Here is a 15,130-nt window from a genome sequence, read left to right on the forward strand (position 1 = left end):
ATGTTTTTATGCTTGGGCATTTTGTGCTTCCCATTGGCGTTTTACTCCAGCCCGAAGTGCTTCAAACTTCTCATAAATCTGTGGATTTTTGGCGTGGTTTATAAACTCGCCTTTTGCGTGTTCTCGGTAGATTTGCACGCTTTTTTGTGGGGGTTTTGGGCTAAGGATATGAGAAGGCACATAGGCGTGTATTTTTTGGATAGAAGCAAGGCTGGGGAAACGCTCTTTATATTGCTTTAAACTCTCTATTATAAATTTATGCTTATAATGATTAAATTCTACGCACAACGCCTTATGCTTAAAAGCAAAAAGCAACTGATTGTTTTTAGGCACAATGAATAGAATCTGCTCCCGCTCCAGCGGAGTAAGAAAGGCATTTTTAAAACGCGTAATTTCGCTTTGGGCTTCAAGCTTTTGGTGCAAAAGTGGAAATTCTCGTTTTATATGGGAGAGTAAATGATACATCGTTTTAGTTCTTATTTCAGCTTTCATAGGCTGATTGTAGCATATTTGATATTTATTTTTGCTTGTGGGTTTGTGGGCTGTGGATACAAGGCAGATCCTTTTTATAAAGATTCTAAAGCAGATTCTAAAATAGAGCAAGATTCTATCCCACAAGAGTTTGAATCTGAATCTAAAAAGAAAGTGCTATTTCAAGAGATAGGCTCTAAGCCTTCAGCAAGTTATGAAGAAGATGAGGAATAAATGAGCCAACAATATGATGTGATTATCATCGGTGCTGGTGTGGCTGGGCTATATTGTGCTAGGCATTTACCCCAGCATTTAAAGGTGCTGATTCTGTGTAAAGCTCAACCTTGGGAGTGTAATACCTTTTACGCACAAGGTGGCATTACTATTCCAAAAGATAAGCAAGATGAAGCCCTACATATACAAGATACGCTTTCAGCCGGTGGTGGGGTGAATAATAGGGAGTGCGTGGAGATTCTAAGCCAACATAGCAATGTGATTTTACAGGAGCTTATCCAAAGTGGCTTTATACTTGATAGAGATGATAAGGGGCAGTTACTTTATGTTAAAGAAGGGGGGCATTCCTGCTCTAGAATCGTGCATTCAGGAGGGGATGCCACAGGGAGAAATCTCCACACGCACCTTATAGGCAAACTTCAAGCGACATTGTGGAAAAATGCTGAAGTGGTGGATTTACTCATTGAAGAGGATAGGTGCTATGGGGTATGTGTGCAAAGTAAGTTTGGTTTGCAAAATCTTTACGCACATCAGGTGGTTATCGCAAGTGGGGGCGTTGGGGGGCTTTTTAAATATCATACCAATGCTTATACCATTAGCAGTGATTTGCACGGCATTATTTTAGAGCATAATTTAGCCCTGCAAGATATGGAAATGTTGCAATTTCACCCCACAGCCTATGTCAGCAACCCACAAGCGAGAAAATATCTCATATCCGAAGCGGTGAGAGGTGAAGGCGGTGTAGTCGTAGATGAAGATAATAAGAGATTCTTATTTGCCTATGATGAGCGAGGTGAGCTTGCTCCGCGAGATATTGTCGCAAGGGGGATAATGGATTATTGCTCCACGCAAAAAAAATCAGCCTTTTTAGATGTGAGTGCTTTTAGTGAAGTAGATTTTAAAACGCGTTTTCCAAATATTTACCGCGATTTAAGCACAAATAAACTTTCTTTGCCTAAGCAAAAGATTCCCATATCTCCGGCGTTTCACTACTCTATGGGCGGAATCTTGGTAGATTCGCAAGGGCTAGTCAAAGGTATGAGCAATCTCTATGCGGTGGGGGAATGTGCGTGTAATGGACTGCACGGAGCAAACCGCCTTGCGTCTAATTCACTTTTAGAAGGGCTTGTTTTTGGCAAAAGAGTTGCGGAATATATCGCAGGGCATTCTATCCAAAATCCCATTCGGCATTTTCCGCTATGTGAAGAAGTCCTGCAAAAAGAGGGCGATGTCCGGCTTAAGAATGTGCTACGGGAGATTATGTGGGATAAGGTTGGGATTATCCGCTCACAAAGTGGGCTAGATTCAGCTCTAGGCGGCGTTGAGGTAATGCTAGAATCTAATATCGGGCGTATGCTACGACTGCGACTGCTTGTCGCTAAAAAAATTATAGAATCTGCCAAAGCACGCAAGGAAAGCAAAGGCGCACATTACAGACTTGATTAAATCTATTGTATTAGCTCTTTGCGTTCAATACCAACTTTTTCTTGCAAGGCTTTGATTTCTTTGCTCATAGCCGCTGTGGCACTGACTTGGTTAATTAAGATGTAAATATTAATAAGGCTTAAAAGCAAAGTAGCAAACACACAAAACAACGCAATTTTAACTGCCCTTTTAGCGATTTTGTTTGAATCTTCTTCTCTCATAAGAATCTCCTTGTCATTTTATAAATAAGCATAGCACTAAACATTCCAAGTGCCAACAGCACGACAATACACGCCCCAATACTGATATTAAAATAATAGGCGATAAAAAACCCAGCCCACATAAAAATAAGTGAAATAAGCCACGAGATAAACATCATAGAGCCAAGCGAGTGGGAAAAGAGATTGGCAATATATGCAGGGATTGATAAAATCGCCAAAACAAGAATAAGTCCAGCTACACTCATAGACAGCACCACACCAATGGCGATAAGCACAAAGACAACGCTTATCCACACATTCACATTTAAGCCCTTTGTTTGACAAAACTCACTATCATAAAATAAACCTAGAATCTCATAATAATACAGCCTAACAAAAATGATAAGGAAAATATCAAACGCCGCCATTGCTATCATTTCATCTGTGCCAACAGCGAGAATTGAGCCAAAAAGATAGCTTGAAATATCGCTATTATATCCCGGGCTTAAGTCAATAAGAATAACGCCTATTGCCATTCCAAATGCCCAGCTTGCGCCCACATAGGCATCTAGCCTTTCTCTTTGGTATAAAAACGCATAGGCTAAAAATATCGCCATAGCCACACCAAAACACAACGCTCCAAGCATCGTGCTAAAGCCACAAAAAAGAGCTAGTCCAACACCGCCAAAAGCACTATGAGCTACGCCCCCAGCGACAAAGACATTTTTATTTGCTACAATCATAGAGCCGATAACCCCACTACAAATGCTAACAAGAAATGATACAAATAATGCTACCCATACGAATTGATATGAAAAGAGTTCAATCATAATTTTAAATCCTTGAGATTCTGCGTTATTTCTTTTGGCGATTTGGCTTGTAGTGATGAACTGCATAAGTCCGCTTGTGAATCATCACTATGATTACCCAAAGATGAATAGCTAGAATCTCGGCATTCTAAGGATTGAGATGAGAAAACCAGCGAAGCGGTGCAAGGCGAAGCCGCAGCAGGTTTCTTTAGTAAATCGTGGTTTTGCGAAGCGGAAGCAAGAAGCTTACTCGGCGTAAGTGCCGCAGCTTCTGCTGAAGTAATCCGCGATTTATCGCTCAATACTGAATGCTCTCGCTCAAAAGACGAATTGTTAGGTTGCATAGCAAAATGAGTAAGCAAATCTACTTCACAAATATGCCCACTCACATCAAGCTTAAAATCTGGAATCTCGTGTATAACAGCATTCTTATTGACATAAAGCACCTTTTTAGCATAGCCAAGTGTGAGTGAAAGATCGTGGCTTATCACAACAATACTCATCGTGCGATTAAGCTTTTTAAGCAGTTCATAAATGCTTTTTTGTGCTTTAGAGTCAATATTTGCCGTTGGCTCATCAAGGATAAGAATCTGAGGATTATTCACAATTGCCCTTGCGATAAGCACTTTTTGCCTCTCTCCACCTGATAGGGCATATAAGGGCTTTTTAGCAAGATGAGTGATTTCTAAAAGTTCCATTGCTTGAAAAATAGAATCTTGGCTCTTTTTGGGATTGAACCCAAAGATTCTAGGTTGAAGCAGCCCAAGAGCAATGGTGTCTCTCACGCAAATGGGGAATTGTATATTGTGATAAGTCATTTGTGGGACATTGCCGATATGGCAAGGCTGTATGTTTGAATGATAGCTAATTTTGCCCTTGCTTGGCTTAAGTAACCCAAGCAAAAGCTTTACAAATGTCGTTTTTCCCCCGCCATTTGGTCCTATCACCGCCCAAAAATCGCCAGATTCTAGCTTGAAGTTAATCTTTTCTAGCACATTTTCCGCCCCATAAGCAAAGCTTACATTTTTCATCTCTAGCATTATTTGCTTCTCTCTTTGCTAAAGTGCTTTTCTAGGCATTCTTGTAGTTTGGGATCATTCTCATCAAGGGATAGGGCGATTTGACACGCATAGAGAGCAAAGGAGTTAAGCCATTGGGATTTGAGTGGATTGAGAGTTAGAATTTCAAGCTTTAATTCATTCGCAAGGCTTTGAACGCGTGATTTTGAATATTGTGGTTGGATAAAAAGGGCTTTGATCTGTCTTTGTTTGATTTGTGTGATAAGCTGACTTAAATCCCTGCCCTTAGCTTCTTTGCCATCTTTTTCTATGCTTAATTCTTCTAAGTCAAAATCCCTAGCAAAATCCCCAAAGGCTGGGTGATACACAAGAAAGCTTTTTGTTGCGTATTTGGTAAAAAGATTTTGAGCTTGAATATAAATCTGCTCAAGCTCTTTTGTAAGTTGTGTTGATTGTGTGGTAAAAAAGTCTTTATGCGTTGGTTGCAAGGTGCTTAGAATCTTGGCAATGAATGCTACTTGTGCTTGGGATTCTTTAAGAGAAAGCCAGATATGCGGATTGTGAGCGTGGGTGTTAGAGTGTTTAGAATCTTGCGAGTGAGAATCTAAGGCGTGAGCGTGAGATTCTGCGAGATTATAATATCTGAGCTTTGGATTAATGCTGCGGAATTTCTTAAGCCAAGTGGATTCTAGGGGCATTCCCACGCCAAAAAACACTTCAGCATTTTGAATATGCTTCATTTGTTGTATATTTGGTTCATAGATTTCAGGGGATTTGCTAGGCGGGACAAGCACTTCTACTTCTACATATTCTTTACCGATAGATTCTAGCATTTGCTTTTGTGGCAGGACACTCACAAGCACCTTAATAGGCTCGGCATAGCCACAAAGATAGAGTAAAAGTAAAATATAAGCTATTTTTTTCATTGAGATTCTTTCATTTTAGATTCTCGCTCAATTCTTGTGGGGCGGTGATTTTTTCAGCAAGTTGAGAGATATTAGACATTGCTTTAACCTTATCAAGCAGAAGTGGGGATTTTGCAAATAATGAATTATGCTCTTCCCCCACATACAAGCTTGTGATAACAACACCGCCTAGCATATTCTCATAGCGTTTGCCCGTAGTCGCACTCCACGCACTATGAGCTACAATCGCCCTGCCTTGATACTCGCCGATGTAGAGCATAATATGCCCTTGTAGCCAAAGGATTGTTTGATAAGGCGTAGCATTAGCAATAATATAGCTTTCTTTTTCTTTGCGTGAAAGGTTGCTTAAATCAACTTGATTATTTCCATAATACACTTGGGCTTTTGAATTACGCGGAAGATGAATGCCAAAATTTGTAAAAATATCACGCACAAAAGCCGAGCAATCACGACTTTCTAAGAATCCGCCCCAGCCATATTTATCCCCTATCATTGTATTGATGATTTCAGCAATGGCTTTAGAATCTGCAATTTGTGGGAAAGGCTTTATCATTTCATTAGGCAAATATACCTGCTCTCTTTTAGCTTCTCCATTTGGCAAACGCACATAGACTGCTATACCCACAGATTGCTTTAGCTGTGTGCCATATATGGGGAAAATCTGCCCAACTCGTGCTTGTGAAATAAAGTGATGATGTGAGTTGTAGAGTGGAATCTTATCAAGTTTTGGGCTGATGTATTGCGTATAGCTCTCTATCTCGCTAATCTGCTTAGATGTAAGCGTGGCAAGATGAGTAGATTCTACCCAGCCATACACAAAGCTTGATTGTATATGCACCCATTGCTTATCTTTACTTGTATGTGTAATCAGCACAGGTGTATTGGCAAAGATAAGGGAGTTTTGCCACCTATCAAATGGATAGCCATTTGTTTTGTTAAATAAAGGCTTATTTGTCGGCACGGCACGCACAGCAGTCGTTGTGGTGATAATGGCTTTTTGATTTTGGTTTGGATAGGAGCTAAGATTCATAGAATCTATAAGATTTTGTGCGATTTGTGGGCTTATCTCTTGGAGATCTTCACCATAGCTTTTATTCTTGCTTTTGGGTTTGCTCTCATTTGTGGCAAGATTCTGCAGTGAAGGCACAATCCAAAACACTTCATTTTTTTTAGGATTTGGCTTTTGATGCCACGGAGAAAAGTGTTTTTGCAAATAGTCTTTTTTAAGTGTCCCTAGGGCCTTGTCATTGCGTTTAGATTCTAAGTCTGCTGGGAGATAAAAGAGTGCATCTTGAGGCAAAGTCTGTAAATCTTTGACTTGATGGCTAGGGATAACTTTATCCGCACAGGCAGTAAATCCTAAAATAAGCAAAAAGGCAAGTGTGAGATAAGTAATGCGGCAAAAACTCATCATAATGCCCTTTGTTGAAAGGCGTGGATAAGCTCTAAAATCTCGCTTTCATTGTAGCCGATGATGAGATGTTTATCACTTGTGATAATGGGGCGTTTTAAAAGCATAGGCGTGGCAAAAAGCATATCAATTTGCTCTTGTATATGTGAATCTAGGATAGATTCTGTGATTTTACCTTCTTTTTTGAGATTTTTATAAGTCGTGCCTTTGCTGTTAAGAACGACTTTAATGCCTTTAGATTCTATCCACGACTTGAGCTGCTCTTTATTTGGCGTAGTGGTTTTTAAATCAATAAAATGAAATGGAATACTATGCTTATCTAGCAAGGTTATTGCCTTTTTGACACTGCCGCAAGTTTTGATACCATAGAGTGTGATTGTCATTGTTTTGCCTTTAAAAGTTTGGTTGTTGAATATCTAAAAAATTTGAATCGGATTCTATCACAGGATAGTGCATACAAAGCAGATTTCTAACGCAAAATGCAATCATTTGATACACCTTTTCAAAGCCCTCCATATCCTTGTAGCCATAGGGGTCAGGGACATCTGCACCATTTAGCCCAAAATCGCCTAGCTTTTTTACTTTGCCCTTATCAAAGCCAAGTTGCAATAAATCCTTGTAATTACTTGAATCTAGGGCGATGATAAGATCAAAAGCATCATCGGCATACACACTTACACGCCTTCCACGCAAATCATCAATACTAAAATTATGCCTTTTTGCTACTTGCCTAGATTCAGCGTGAGGGCATTCATCAATATGCCAACCGCTTGTCCCCGCTGAATCCACCTTTAAGGGTAGATTATATTTCTTCACAAACTCCCGAGCTATGCCTTCAGCCAGTGGGGAGCGACAGATATTGCCTAAGCATACAAATAAAATACTAGAGACTTCTTTCATATTACTGCCTTTGCGTTGATATAGAGATGAGTGGGGGAGTTTGCATTAAGAATAAAATGCAGCGGAGCTTGATTTAAATGGGTTTGATTTTCGCAAAAAAGTGGCTTTTCAAAATCAAAAATCGCAAAATCCACACTTTTATTTTCAGCCAAGATTCCATTATTTAGCCCTAAAGCCCTTGCCCCATAGAGTGTAGCACCAAGCAACAAAATCTTAGATAACTCCACAATATCAGCTTGTGGGTAGGCATATAAGGCTGTGCGTAGCTCATCAAGTAAATTAACATTGTTATTTGAGCTTTTACCATCAGTGCCGATGGCGGTTGGGTGATTTTGTAAAATTTCAAGGGGCAAAAAGGCATTGTTTAAAAGCCGATTGCTCCGCGGGCAAGTGATAAGCGTGGCATTCTCACATAACTCTAGCTCTTTTTGCGTGATTTGCAAACAATGTGTGAGTGAAAGGGCATTTTGTAAGGGCAAAAGCATTTCTAAAAAGCTTTGTGGTGTGTAAAAGGGCTTTGCGTTTTCAATGTTAGCTAGGCGTTTAAAAAAGCCCTTAAAATAGCCATCTTGCTGGGTAAGCCACTGCTTCTCTTGTGGAGATTCTAAAAAGTGAGCAGAGAGTGGGAGATTTTCATTTACGCAGAGTTCCGTCAGCTTTTTAGCCATAATGGGGTGGAGCGAGTAGGGCGAGTGCAGGGCGAGAGCGGGGGTAAAAGTAGGCGATTTTAGATTCTTAGCATTGTTTAATCGCTCTAAAACATTAGCATAAAGAAAATCTATCGCTTCTGCGTTGCTCCCTATGGCTTCGTTAAAATACACGCAACGCAAAGGACTATGGGCTAGAATCTCCATATCATTGCCATAGCTGCTTATCGCCCCCACAGAGCCTACACCAGCTTTTAACTGCTCATTTATCCCTTGATTGATAATGGATTCAAACGCGTCATTTTCTAGCACATTATCGCGATTTGCCATAAGGCTATCAAGCCACGCCCCAAAATCCCCATAGCAAAACTCCGCCAAAACCCCGCCAAACTCAAAATGTATATGGGCGTTAATAAGTGCAGGAAGCAAGATTCCATTAGGGATAAAAGTCTTTTTTGCGTTTTTAAATTCCGCACATAGACTTTCATAATCCCCAACGCCTAAAATGCTATCCTTGCTAGATTCAAAGGCAATGCCACCATTATGCAAAATCTCAAACTTTTCATTACATATAAAAACTAGTCCCGCACCAAAAATTTCAATCATTATACTACCTTTAATTATGACATTTTTGCATTTGTGATATTCACATCAAGCTTGTTGTATGGAATCTCAATGCCGTTTTTATCAAGGGCGATTTTTATAGATTCTAGCACTTTGCTTTGAGCGTTTAACACACCATATTCTATTTTCACCCAAAAGCGAAGTGTGAAGTTAAGTGAGCTTGCTCCAAGCTCGGTTAAGCCTATGAAATGCTGTTGATTTGGATCAACTTCAGGCGTGTTTTCTAGCACTTCAATGATAATTTTTTTCACAGATTCTATATCGCTTTCATAGCCTACACCGATAATAAGCTCAATGCGTCTTTGGTCGTTGAAAGTGGTATTTATGATATTTGCTGTTGTCATATTGCTATTTGGGATAATAGCAACCTTACCATCATTTAAGCGGAGATTTGTAGTAAAAAGATTTATCGCTTCCACACTCCCCACTAAACCGCCAACTTCAATCAAATCCCCCCTTTTAAACGGACGCAAGATAATAAGCACAATGCCACTTGCCACAGATGAAAGAGAATCTTTAAGCCCAAGGGCGATAGCCACACCCGCAGTCCCAAGCACAGCGATGATGGAATTTGTTTGCACACCAATCGTGCCAAGTGCAGCGACAATCATTACCACAAGGCAGAGAATAAAGACAACTTGAGAGATGAAGCGGGATAGAATCTCATCTTTTTTAGCGACAATCTTGCGGATTTTAGAGCTTAAAAAACGCGAGAAATAATAGCCAACAATTAAGATAATACAGGCTTTGAAAAGAGCTATGCCTAAATGTTCTAGCTGTGGAATAAAAGTTGTAAGAAAGCTTTTAAAATCCTGCATTGTTATCCTTTAAAGTTTATTGTTGGGATCGTGTAGAATCTCATTGCTTAAAAACGCTTCTACAACACCGCAAAGCTCCTGCTGATAGTAAGGGGAAAATGTATCGCTACAAATGTATGTTTGATGTGGATTAAACAGCACAAGCTCGGCAATTCTCCCTTCCTGCAATGCTCCTTTGTTTAGTCCTAGAATTTGTGAGGGCGTGAAGCTTGTGAGTTTTGAGATTATCTCTAATGGAATCTTGTGGCTTTTATGCAAAAATGTATAAAGAAGTGATAGGTAAGATTCAAGGGCGTCTATACCAAAACTTGCAAGCTCAAAAACTTGATCTTTTTTAGAGTTATAATCTGCTGACTGCAAAGAACTAAGCAGGTCAATCTCGCCATTTTTAAGCTTTTCTAGCAATGCTTTTTGTGAGATAGAATCTACAAGCGGAGGGTTAAGCTTGGCAGCGGTGTTGTAGTTTTGACATAGGCTTTCATCAAGCAGGAGATGATGAATTGAACTTTGGGTAAAAAACTCACAAGCATAGCCCTTGTTTTTGTAAGATTCTAATAATTCAAAACTACGCGGATAAACAAGGGAGTGAAAAATAAGTTTTAAAGGCATATCTTTTAGCATTTCAGCGATTTTTGGAATCTCTTTGGTTTGGCTATATGTGGGGATTGAAGGGAGTCCTAACTCCGCACTTAAAAACCCTTCATTCATCACCCCATAAGCCAAGCTTGAATCTTGAGGGAAGCATACAAGCGGAATGTGAAGCATTTGGGCGTATTGTGCGATACGCATAAAAGTATGTGCGTTATAATCGCTCTTTGCAAAAATAGCTTTGCCCCCACTTTGATGAAGTGAGCTAATATCGCTAAGTTTATCATTGGGCGTGAGTGGATTAATCGCGGGGAGCAGGTGGATAGGGGATTTGCTATTTAGGCTTTTTATGAGTTCAATAGAGCCATTCTCGCTGCAAGGGGGATTTGTGTAAGGATTTAACAAAATCGTGCCAACACCGCCTTTTAGAGCTTTTTGCGCTAGTGAAATAAGGGCTTTGCTTGAAAGAGATAGGGCTTTTGGGGCGATATTTAAATCAATCATCGCAGGAAATAGAATCTTACCCTGCATATCAAGCACCTTTTCATTCTCCATAGGACTTAAAGAGCCGATATGTGAAATTAGCCCATTTTGTGTGCGTAAATCCGCCTCTTTTACTCCCTGATAATCACAAAGTATCGCATTTTTAAACAGCATAAAACTCCTTTAAGTCAGTAAAAAATCACTCTTTTGAGCCATAATCAAGACACCTATAAGAATAAGCAAAATCCCCGAAATCACTTCAATGACTTTAAGAAAGGGTGTGAGCTTTTTAAGCATTTTAAGGGCAGTATTAATAAAAATCGCTACGAGCAAAAAAGCCAAGCCAAGCCCCAAGCAATAGCATAACATAAGCCAAAATGCACTATTTTGATTAAAAACAGAAAGAGTTAGGATTGAAGCAAGAATGGGACCCACACAAGGACTCCAGCCGATACTAAAGCCAACGCCCAGCACAAAGGGGGATAAAAAGCCAAAGGCAGTGTGATTTGGGCTAAAATGAAAGGTTTTGTATAAAAAGGCAAATTTAAATTGAAACAAAAAATGAATCCCAAAAAGGATAATCACCCCTCCAGCAATATAACGCATAAGAGATGAGCTAAGGATTGAGCTAAGGGCAGATTCAGCAAAGAGAGCAAGGGTTATAAAGGTTGCTGAAAAGCCGAATATGAATAAAAGTGAAGTTAGGATTATGCGGGATTTGTGTGTTGTTTTTTGATGTAGCTCTTCAATGCTTATGCCAGAGATATAAGAGATATAAGGGGGGATAAGCGGCAGCAAACAAGGGCTTAGAAAGGTAAGAATCCCAGCTAAAAAACTTGCCCCAAAAGGCATAGAATCATAGAGTGTGATAAGGGTGCTTTCTAGATTCACTTCTATCCTTTATTTGATTGTGCTAAAAAATATTTAGAGTTTTATAAAAGCGTTGGCATTATAGCTAAGGCTTATAATATTTTTGTAAATTTATCCCAAAAAGCACAATTTTTGCTATAATCGCGTTTTTTAAATTGCTTCAAATTTATGAAAATAACAATATCAAATTCATTACATAAAGGCAACTAATGACACAAGATTCACAAACTTCTTTAGATTCACAAACACCCACACAAGAATCTCCAGCCCAAAACGAGCAGAGCTTTGAAAACTTTGGCTTAAAAGATTTTGTATTAAAGGGCATTAAAGAAGCGGGATTTAGCTCTCCTAGCCCCGTTCAAGCTCAAAGTATCCCTATTGTTTTACAAGGCAAAGACTTAATCGCTCAAGCTCAAACAGGCACGGGCAAAACGGCTGCCTTTAGTATTCCTATTTTAAACGCCCTTAGCCGCAATAAGGAGATTGAAGCTCTTGTGATTACACCCACAAGGGAACTTGCTATGCAGATTAGCGAAGAGGTGCTAAAGCTTGGGCGATTTGGGCGTATTAAAACCATTTGTATGTATGGAGGGCAGAGTATCAAGCGGCAGTGCGATTTGCTAGAGAAAAAGCCAAAGGTGATGATAGCCACACCGGGCAGATTGCTTGATCACTTGCAAAATGGCAGGATAGAGAATTTTGCTCCAAAGGTAGTGGTGCTTGATGAATCTGATGAAATGCTTGATATGGGCTTTTTAGACGATATTGAAGAGATTTTTAAGTTTTTGCCAAATACGCACCAAACCTTGCTCTTTTCCGCCACAATGCCAGAGCCTATCAAGAATCTAGCCTTGAAGATTCTAGATAAGCCAAAGTTTGTAAAAATCACTCCCACAGATATTACAAATAAAGATATAGAGCAACAATACTATATCATTAATGAAGGGGAGCGAGATGAAGCGATTGTGCGGCTACTTGAGACGCAAAATCCCACAAAAAGCATTATTTTCACACGCACAAAAAAAGAAGCCGATGCGTTGGCTACAAGGCTTGTTGCAAAGGGATTCAAGGCTATGGCACTGCACGGCGATATGGAGCAGTGGGATAGACGCACAGCTATTAAGGCGTTTAAGGAAAATGAGATTGAACTGCTTGTGGCAACTGATGTCGCTTCGCGTGGGCTTGATATTAGCGATGTGAGTCACGTGTTTAACTACCACATACCGCTAAATCCTGAAAGCTATGTGCATCGCATAGGACGCACAGGCAGGGCAGGGAAAAAGGGTGTGGCTATCACCCTTGCTACACCGCTTGAATACAAGGATTTAAGCAAGATTAAGCAGATTACAAAAGCAAAGCTCACATTGTGTGAGATTACGCAGGAATACAGCGATGATGCGTTTTCACAAGAGATTTCCCAAGCTAAGGTTAATGACAAATCTGTGGCGATTTATGAAAAGCTTAAAGATAAGATTGATACAACGCAGCTTTGCCTTAAACTCATTGCCCTGCATTTGGAAAAAAGTAAGCAAAATAAGATTGGGCTAAGTAAAGAGCAAATCGCCCAGCTTGAATCTGAATCCGAATCTAAAGAGCAAAAACACAATAAAAAATCTAGCAAATTTTCACGCAATGCAAAGTCTAAGCCACAATCTCAAAGAAACAATAGTAGGGGTAATGGTAGAGATATGGGCGGAAACAAAAGAGGCAGAAAGCGTTATGATGATGTGGATAAAAGTCAGCCATACACAGGAAGCATTTGGGGGTAGTGGCTGTGGGAGGCATACTTAAAAGATTCTTGCTTTCACTTTTTGTGTTTGGTGTGGGGCAGAATCTTTTGGCTTTGGATTTTTCACCCGCACCCATTTATGAGAATAACTCTACTTTTGGCAGTGTAAGTATTGGCGGTGTGGCGTATAATGTCAAAAGTAAGCAGGATTATGATAATACACGCGGAGCGGTGCTTTTTGGGCTAAAGCGTGGATTTTTGCTTGGGGATTCTAAACAGGTGCTTTTAAACGCGTGGCTTGAGGGGAGTGCTGGGGCTGAAAACAAAAATGGCTTGTATAGTGGCTCTGTGGGCGGACAGATTGGCTATCGTTTGTTTAATGGGCGAGTGATTGTGTTGCTTGGTGGGGGATTTGAGATGAGTAATCTTGCTATGCCACATATTCCAAAAGAGCAATATAACATTTATGGTGGATTAGCAAGGGCAGAGCTTTTTATAGATATTGCACAAGGTTATGGGCTAAGTGTGGGCTATACGCGTGGCTTTAACGAAAAAAGCAAAAAGATTAAAGGTGAATCTTTTGATACGCAAGGCATTATGCTAAGTGTGAGTTTTTATGATTTTAGTATTTAGGGCTAGATTCAAGCTCTAAAAGTTTAGCTTTTATGCCCCTTGCATTTTTGAATATATCTAAGGCATATCCGCCAATGTCCCCATTTTCACGCACTACACGATGACAAGGGATAAGTATCATTAATGGATTTGCATTGTTTGCGTTGCCAACAGCCCGTGAAGCATTAGGATTATGAATAGCTCTAGCAATGTCTTTATAGCTTCGTTTCTCCCCATAGGGAATCTGCCTTAAAGCTTCCCATACACGCATTTGAAACGCACTTCCCTGTGGCAAAAGGGGCAAATCAAAATAGAGAAGTTTTTTATCAAAATAGGCTTGAATCTGCAAGGCACATTCATCGCTTAAGGGCGTTTTGTGGGATTTATTTAAAAGTTTTTTGTCCCAAGTGATGTGTGTGATATGTGTGGCGTTTGTGTAGATTCCTAGAGTTATGGGCGTATTATCCCATAACAATGTGTAAATGCCACCATAGATATGATGGAGATGTTGGATATGTTGGGGATTTGGCATTAGAAATATTTCACCACAACAAGCCTAGCTCCAGAGCCACTTTTGCCACTTGTGGGCGTGATAAAGCTTTGCATATCATTTTTATTTTTCACACCAAAGGCATTTGCAAAGCCCAAATCCTGCAAAATAAAACCCACAGGATCCATAAGAAGTAATGCAGTTTTGCCAAGGAATCTTGAACCAAGCAAAGTATTGTGATTTTTGTGAATCTTCATACTTGCTTGATAAAACAGCTCTCCTAGAATTGAGCCAACCGCAGGGGTGATGACAAGATCTTGCCAAGAGGGCGTTTCGGCAAAGGCTTCCACACCATATTCCCAAAAGAGTGCAGAAGCAAGAGTGCTATACAGGGCAGATTCAGCCCAGCTATATCCTGCTACACGCGGCTGCATATAATACACCGCACCCCAATATGGGTGAGTAATCCAATTTAAAAACCAATCATCACCATCTATCACAGGACCGCGTGAAGTTTTCCTAGCCCAATTATCGCCAAGATTATAAATCTCTTTTTTATCCCAGTTTGTTACACTCTCGGGCATAAGATACAGCACACCAGCTCCTACAAGTGTTCCGCCTAGCACAAGTCCAGAGCCAACGCTAAGATAGCCTAGCCTACTTGTAGGCTCATAGATGTAAGGATTCTCATAGTTCGTTAGATTCTTAGAATCTTGCTCTAAGGGTTGTAATGAGCTGTAATCAAAATGTTCTGCACAAAGGAATATGGGATAGGCAAAGAAAAAGCAAAATCGCATTATAAATTGTCTTAACATTGTTGCACCATAGGTTTTAGATTCACAATTTCTAGTATTTATAAATAAGCGGAATAAAA

Annotated in this window: 18 protein-coding genes; 4 read left to right on the plus strand and 14 right to left on the minus strand. The window is 40.0% G+C overall.

Going from position 1 to position 15,130, the window contains the following annotated elements; translation table 11 throughout:
- Positions 1–6: 6 nt before the first annotated feature.
- The gene (locus tag LS74_RS05175) at positions 7–465 is read right to left on the minus strand and encodes a hypothetical protein (RefSeq protein WP_233705417.1); all 459 of its coding nucleotides are present in this window, start codon (positions 463–465) and stop codon (positions 7–9) included.
- Here LS74_RS05175 and LS74_RS05180 point away from each other — a divergent pair.
- Together LS74_RS05180 and nadB are read left to right on the plus strand one after the other, a co-directional pair.
- Complete coding sequence (locus LS74_RS05180) at positions 457–705, plus strand: hypothetical protein (protein ID WP_034584825.1); 249 nt, start codon at positions 457–459, stop codon at positions 703–705. The two genes, LS74_RS05175 and LS74_RS05180, sit on opposite strands and share 9 nt — an antisense overlap.
- A complete protein-coding gene (gene nadB, locus LS74_RS05185; protein WP_138128880.1) occupies positions 706–2,151 on the plus strand; it encodes an L-aspartate oxidase in 1,446 nt (481 codons plus the stop codon).
- Positions 2,152–2,153: 2 nt separating this feature from the next.
- Here nadB and LS74_RS05190 read toward each other — a convergent pair whose 3' ends face one another.
- Genes LS74_RS05190 through LS74_RS05240 form a run of 11 tightly spaced genes read right to left on the minus strand, consistent with a single transcriptional unit; the run spans position 2,154 to position 11,446 of the window.
- Positions 2,154–2,351, minus strand: coding sequence for a DUF5408 family protein (locus LS74_RS05190; protein ID WP_034584823.1), 198 nt, complete (start codon positions 2,349–2,351; stop codon positions 2,154–2,156).
- Positions 2,348–3,226: a metal ABC transporter permease gene (locus tag LS74_RS05195; protein ID WP_236096817.1), complete on the minus strand. Its 879-nt coding sequence runs from the start codon at positions 3,224–3,226 to the stop codon at positions 2,348–2,350. Before LS74_RS05195 ends, LS74_RS05190 begins: the two co-directional genes overlap by 4 nt.
- A complete protein-coding gene (locus LS74_RS05200) occupies positions 3,157–4,179 on the minus strand; it encodes a metal ABC transporter ATP-binding protein (RefSeq protein WP_034584817.1) in 1,023 nt (340 codons plus the stop codon). Before LS74_RS05200 ends, LS74_RS05195 begins: the two co-directional genes overlap by 70 nt.
- On the minus strand, positions 4,179–5,084 hold the full coding sequence (locus LS74_RS05205) for a metal ABC transporter solute-binding protein, Zn/Mn family (protein ID WP_034584815.1): 906 nt from the start codon (positions 5,082–5,084) through the stop codon (positions 4,179–4,181). The genes LS74_RS05200 and LS74_RS05205 overlap by 1 nt, the downstream gene beginning before the upstream one ends.
- Positions 5,085–5,094: 10 nt before the next feature.
- Positions 5,095–6,498 carry an SH3 domain-containing C40 family peptidase gene (locus tag LS74_RS05210; protein WP_236096818.1) on the minus strand — a complete coding sequence of 468 codons (1,404 nt, stop codon included), beginning with the start codon at positions 6,496–6,498 and terminating at the stop codon, positions 5,095–5,097.
- A complete protein-coding gene (locus LS74_RS05215; protein ID WP_034584811.1) occupies positions 6,495–6,878 on the minus strand; it encodes an arsenate reductase family protein in 384 nt (127 codons plus the stop codon). Before LS74_RS05215 ends, LS74_RS05210 begins: the two co-directional genes overlap by 4 nt.
- A 10-nt stretch (positions 6,879–6,888) precedes the next feature.
- Entirely contained in the window at positions 6,889–7,395 is a 507-nt protein-coding gene (locus LS74_RS05220) for a low molecular weight protein-tyrosine-phosphatase (protein WP_034584808.1), read from the minus strand.
- Positions 7,392–8,648 (minus strand): aminofutalosine deaminase family hydrolase, encoded by a 1,257-nt coding sequence (gene mqnF, locus LS74_RS05225; RefSeq protein WP_034584806.1) that lies wholly within the window; start codon positions 8,646–8,648, stop codon positions 7,392–7,394. The genes LS74_RS05220 and mqnF overlap by 4 nt, the downstream gene beginning before the upstream one ends.
- 14 nt (positions 8,649–8,662) lie before the next feature.
- Positions 8,663–9,484 carry a small-conductance mechanosensitive channel MscS gene (mscS, locus tag LS74_RS05230; protein WP_034584804.1) on the minus strand — a complete coding sequence of 274 codons (822 nt, stop codon included), beginning with the start codon at positions 9,482–9,484 and terminating at the stop codon, positions 8,663–8,665.
- A gap of 9 nt (positions 9,485–9,493) precedes the next feature.
- On the minus strand, positions 9,494–10,729 hold the full coding sequence (locus LS74_RS05235) for a metal-dependent hydrolase (protein WP_034584801.1): 1,236 nt from the start codon (positions 10,727–10,729) through the stop codon (positions 9,494–9,496).
- Between the two features lie 9 nt (positions 10,730–10,738).
- The gene (locus LS74_RS05240) at positions 10,739–11,446 is read right to left on the minus strand and encodes a cytochrome c biogenesis CcdA family protein (RefSeq protein WP_034584798.1); all 708 of its coding nucleotides are present in this window, start codon (positions 11,444–11,446) and stop codon (positions 10,739–10,741) included.
- Positions 11,447–11,634: 188 nt separating this feature from the next.
- Between LS74_RS05240 and LS74_RS05245 the strand changes: the two genes are divergently transcribed.
- Positions 11,635–13,194, plus strand: a complete 1,560-nt coding sequence (locus LS74_RS05245; protein WP_034584795.1) for a DEAD/DEAH box helicase — start codon at positions 11,635–11,637, stop codon at positions 13,192–13,194.
- A gap of 5 nt (positions 13,195–13,199) precedes the next feature.
- Complete coding sequence (locus LS74_RS05250) at positions 13,200–13,787, plus strand: hypothetical protein (protein ID WP_236096819.1); 588 nt, start codon at positions 13,200–13,202, stop codon at positions 13,785–13,787.
- Here the strand turns inward: LS74_RS05250 and LS74_RS05255 are convergent.
- Both LS74_RS05255 and LS74_RS05260 read right to left on the minus strand, forming a co-directional pair.
- Entirely contained in the window at positions 13,777–14,298 is a 522-nt protein-coding gene (locus tag LS74_RS05255; RefSeq protein ID WP_034584791.1) for a methylated-DNA--[protein]-cysteine S-methyltransferase, read from the minus strand. The genes LS74_RS05250 and LS74_RS05255 overlap by 11 nt on opposite strands.
- Positions 14,298–15,071 (minus strand): DUF3943 domain-containing protein, encoded by a 774-nt coding sequence (locus LS74_RS05260; RefSeq protein ID WP_236096820.1) that lies wholly within the window; start codon positions 15,069–15,071, stop codon positions 14,298–14,300. Before LS74_RS05260 ends, LS74_RS05255 begins: the two co-directional genes overlap by 1 nt.
- Between the last annotated feature and the right edge of the window lie 59 nt (positions 15,072–15,130).

The organism is Helicobacter magdeburgensis (genome assembly GCF_000765825.2).
GTDB lineage: Bacteria > Campylobacterota > Campylobacteria > Campylobacterales > Helicobacteraceae > Helicobacter_C > Helicobacter_C magdeburgensis.

Bases quoted from the DNA above. Each gene is read 5' to 3' on its own strand.
- LS74_RS05195 (WP_236096817.1), bottom strand. From the start codon at position 3,226: ATGCAGTTCATCACTACAAGCCAAATCGCCAAAAGAAATAACGCAGAA.
- LS74_RS05190 (WP_034584823.1), bottom strand. From the start codon at position 2,351: ATGAGAGAAGAAGATTCAAACAAAATCGCTAAAAGGGCAGTTAAAATT.
- LS74_RS05260 (WP_236096820.1), bottom strand. From the start codon at position 15,071: ATGTTAAGACAATTTATAATGCGATTTTGCTTTTTCTTTGCCTATCCC.
- mqnF (WP_034584806.1), bottom strand. From the start codon at position 8,648: ATGATTGAAATTTTTGGTGCGGGACTAGTTTTTATATGTAATGAAAAG.
- LS74_RS05200 (WP_034584817.1), bottom strand. From the start codon at position 4,179: ATGCTAGAGATGAAAAATGTAAGCTTTGCTTATGGGGCGGAAAATGTG.
- LS74_RS05215 (WP_034584811.1), bottom strand. From the start codon at position 6,878: ATGACAATCACACTCTATGGTATCAAAACTTGCGGCAGTGTCAAAAAG.
- LS74_RS05220 (WP_034584808.1), bottom strand. From the start codon at position 7,395: ATGAAAGAAGTCTCTAGTATTTTATTTGTATGCTTAGGCAATATCTGT.
- LS74_RS05205 (WP_034584815.1), bottom strand. From the start codon at position 5,084: ATGAAAAAAATAGCTTATATTTTACTTTTACTCTATCTTTGTGGCTAT.
- LS74_RS05255 (WP_034584791.1), bottom strand. From the start codon at position 14,298: ATGCCAAATCCCCAACATATCCAACATCTCCATCATATCTATGGTGGC.
- nadB (WP_138128880.1), top strand. From the start codon at position 706: ATGAGCCAACAATATGATGTGATTATCATCGGTGCTGGTGTGGCTGGG.
- LS74_RS05210 (WP_236096818.1), bottom strand. From the start codon at position 6,498: ATGATGAGTTTTTGCCGCATTACTTATCTCACACTTGCCTTTTTGCTT.
- LS74_RS05175 (WP_233705417.1), bottom strand. From the start codon at position 465: ATGTATCATTTACTCTCCCATATAAAACGAGAATTTCCACTTTTGCAC.
- LS74_RS05235 (WP_034584801.1), bottom strand. From the start codon at position 10,729: ATGCTGTTTAAAAATGCGATACTTTGTGATTATCAGGGAGTAAAAGAG.
- LS74_RS05180 (WP_034584825.1), top strand. From the start codon at position 457: ATGATACATCGTTTTAGTTCTTATTTCAGCTTTCATAGGCTGATTGTA.
- LS74_RS05245 (WP_034584795.1), top strand. From the start codon at position 11,635: ATGACACAAGATTCACAAACTTCTTTAGATTCACAAACACCCACACAA.
- mscS (WP_034584804.1), bottom strand. From the start codon at position 9,484: ATGCAGGATTTTAAAAGCTTTCTTACAACTTTTATTCCACAGCTAGAA.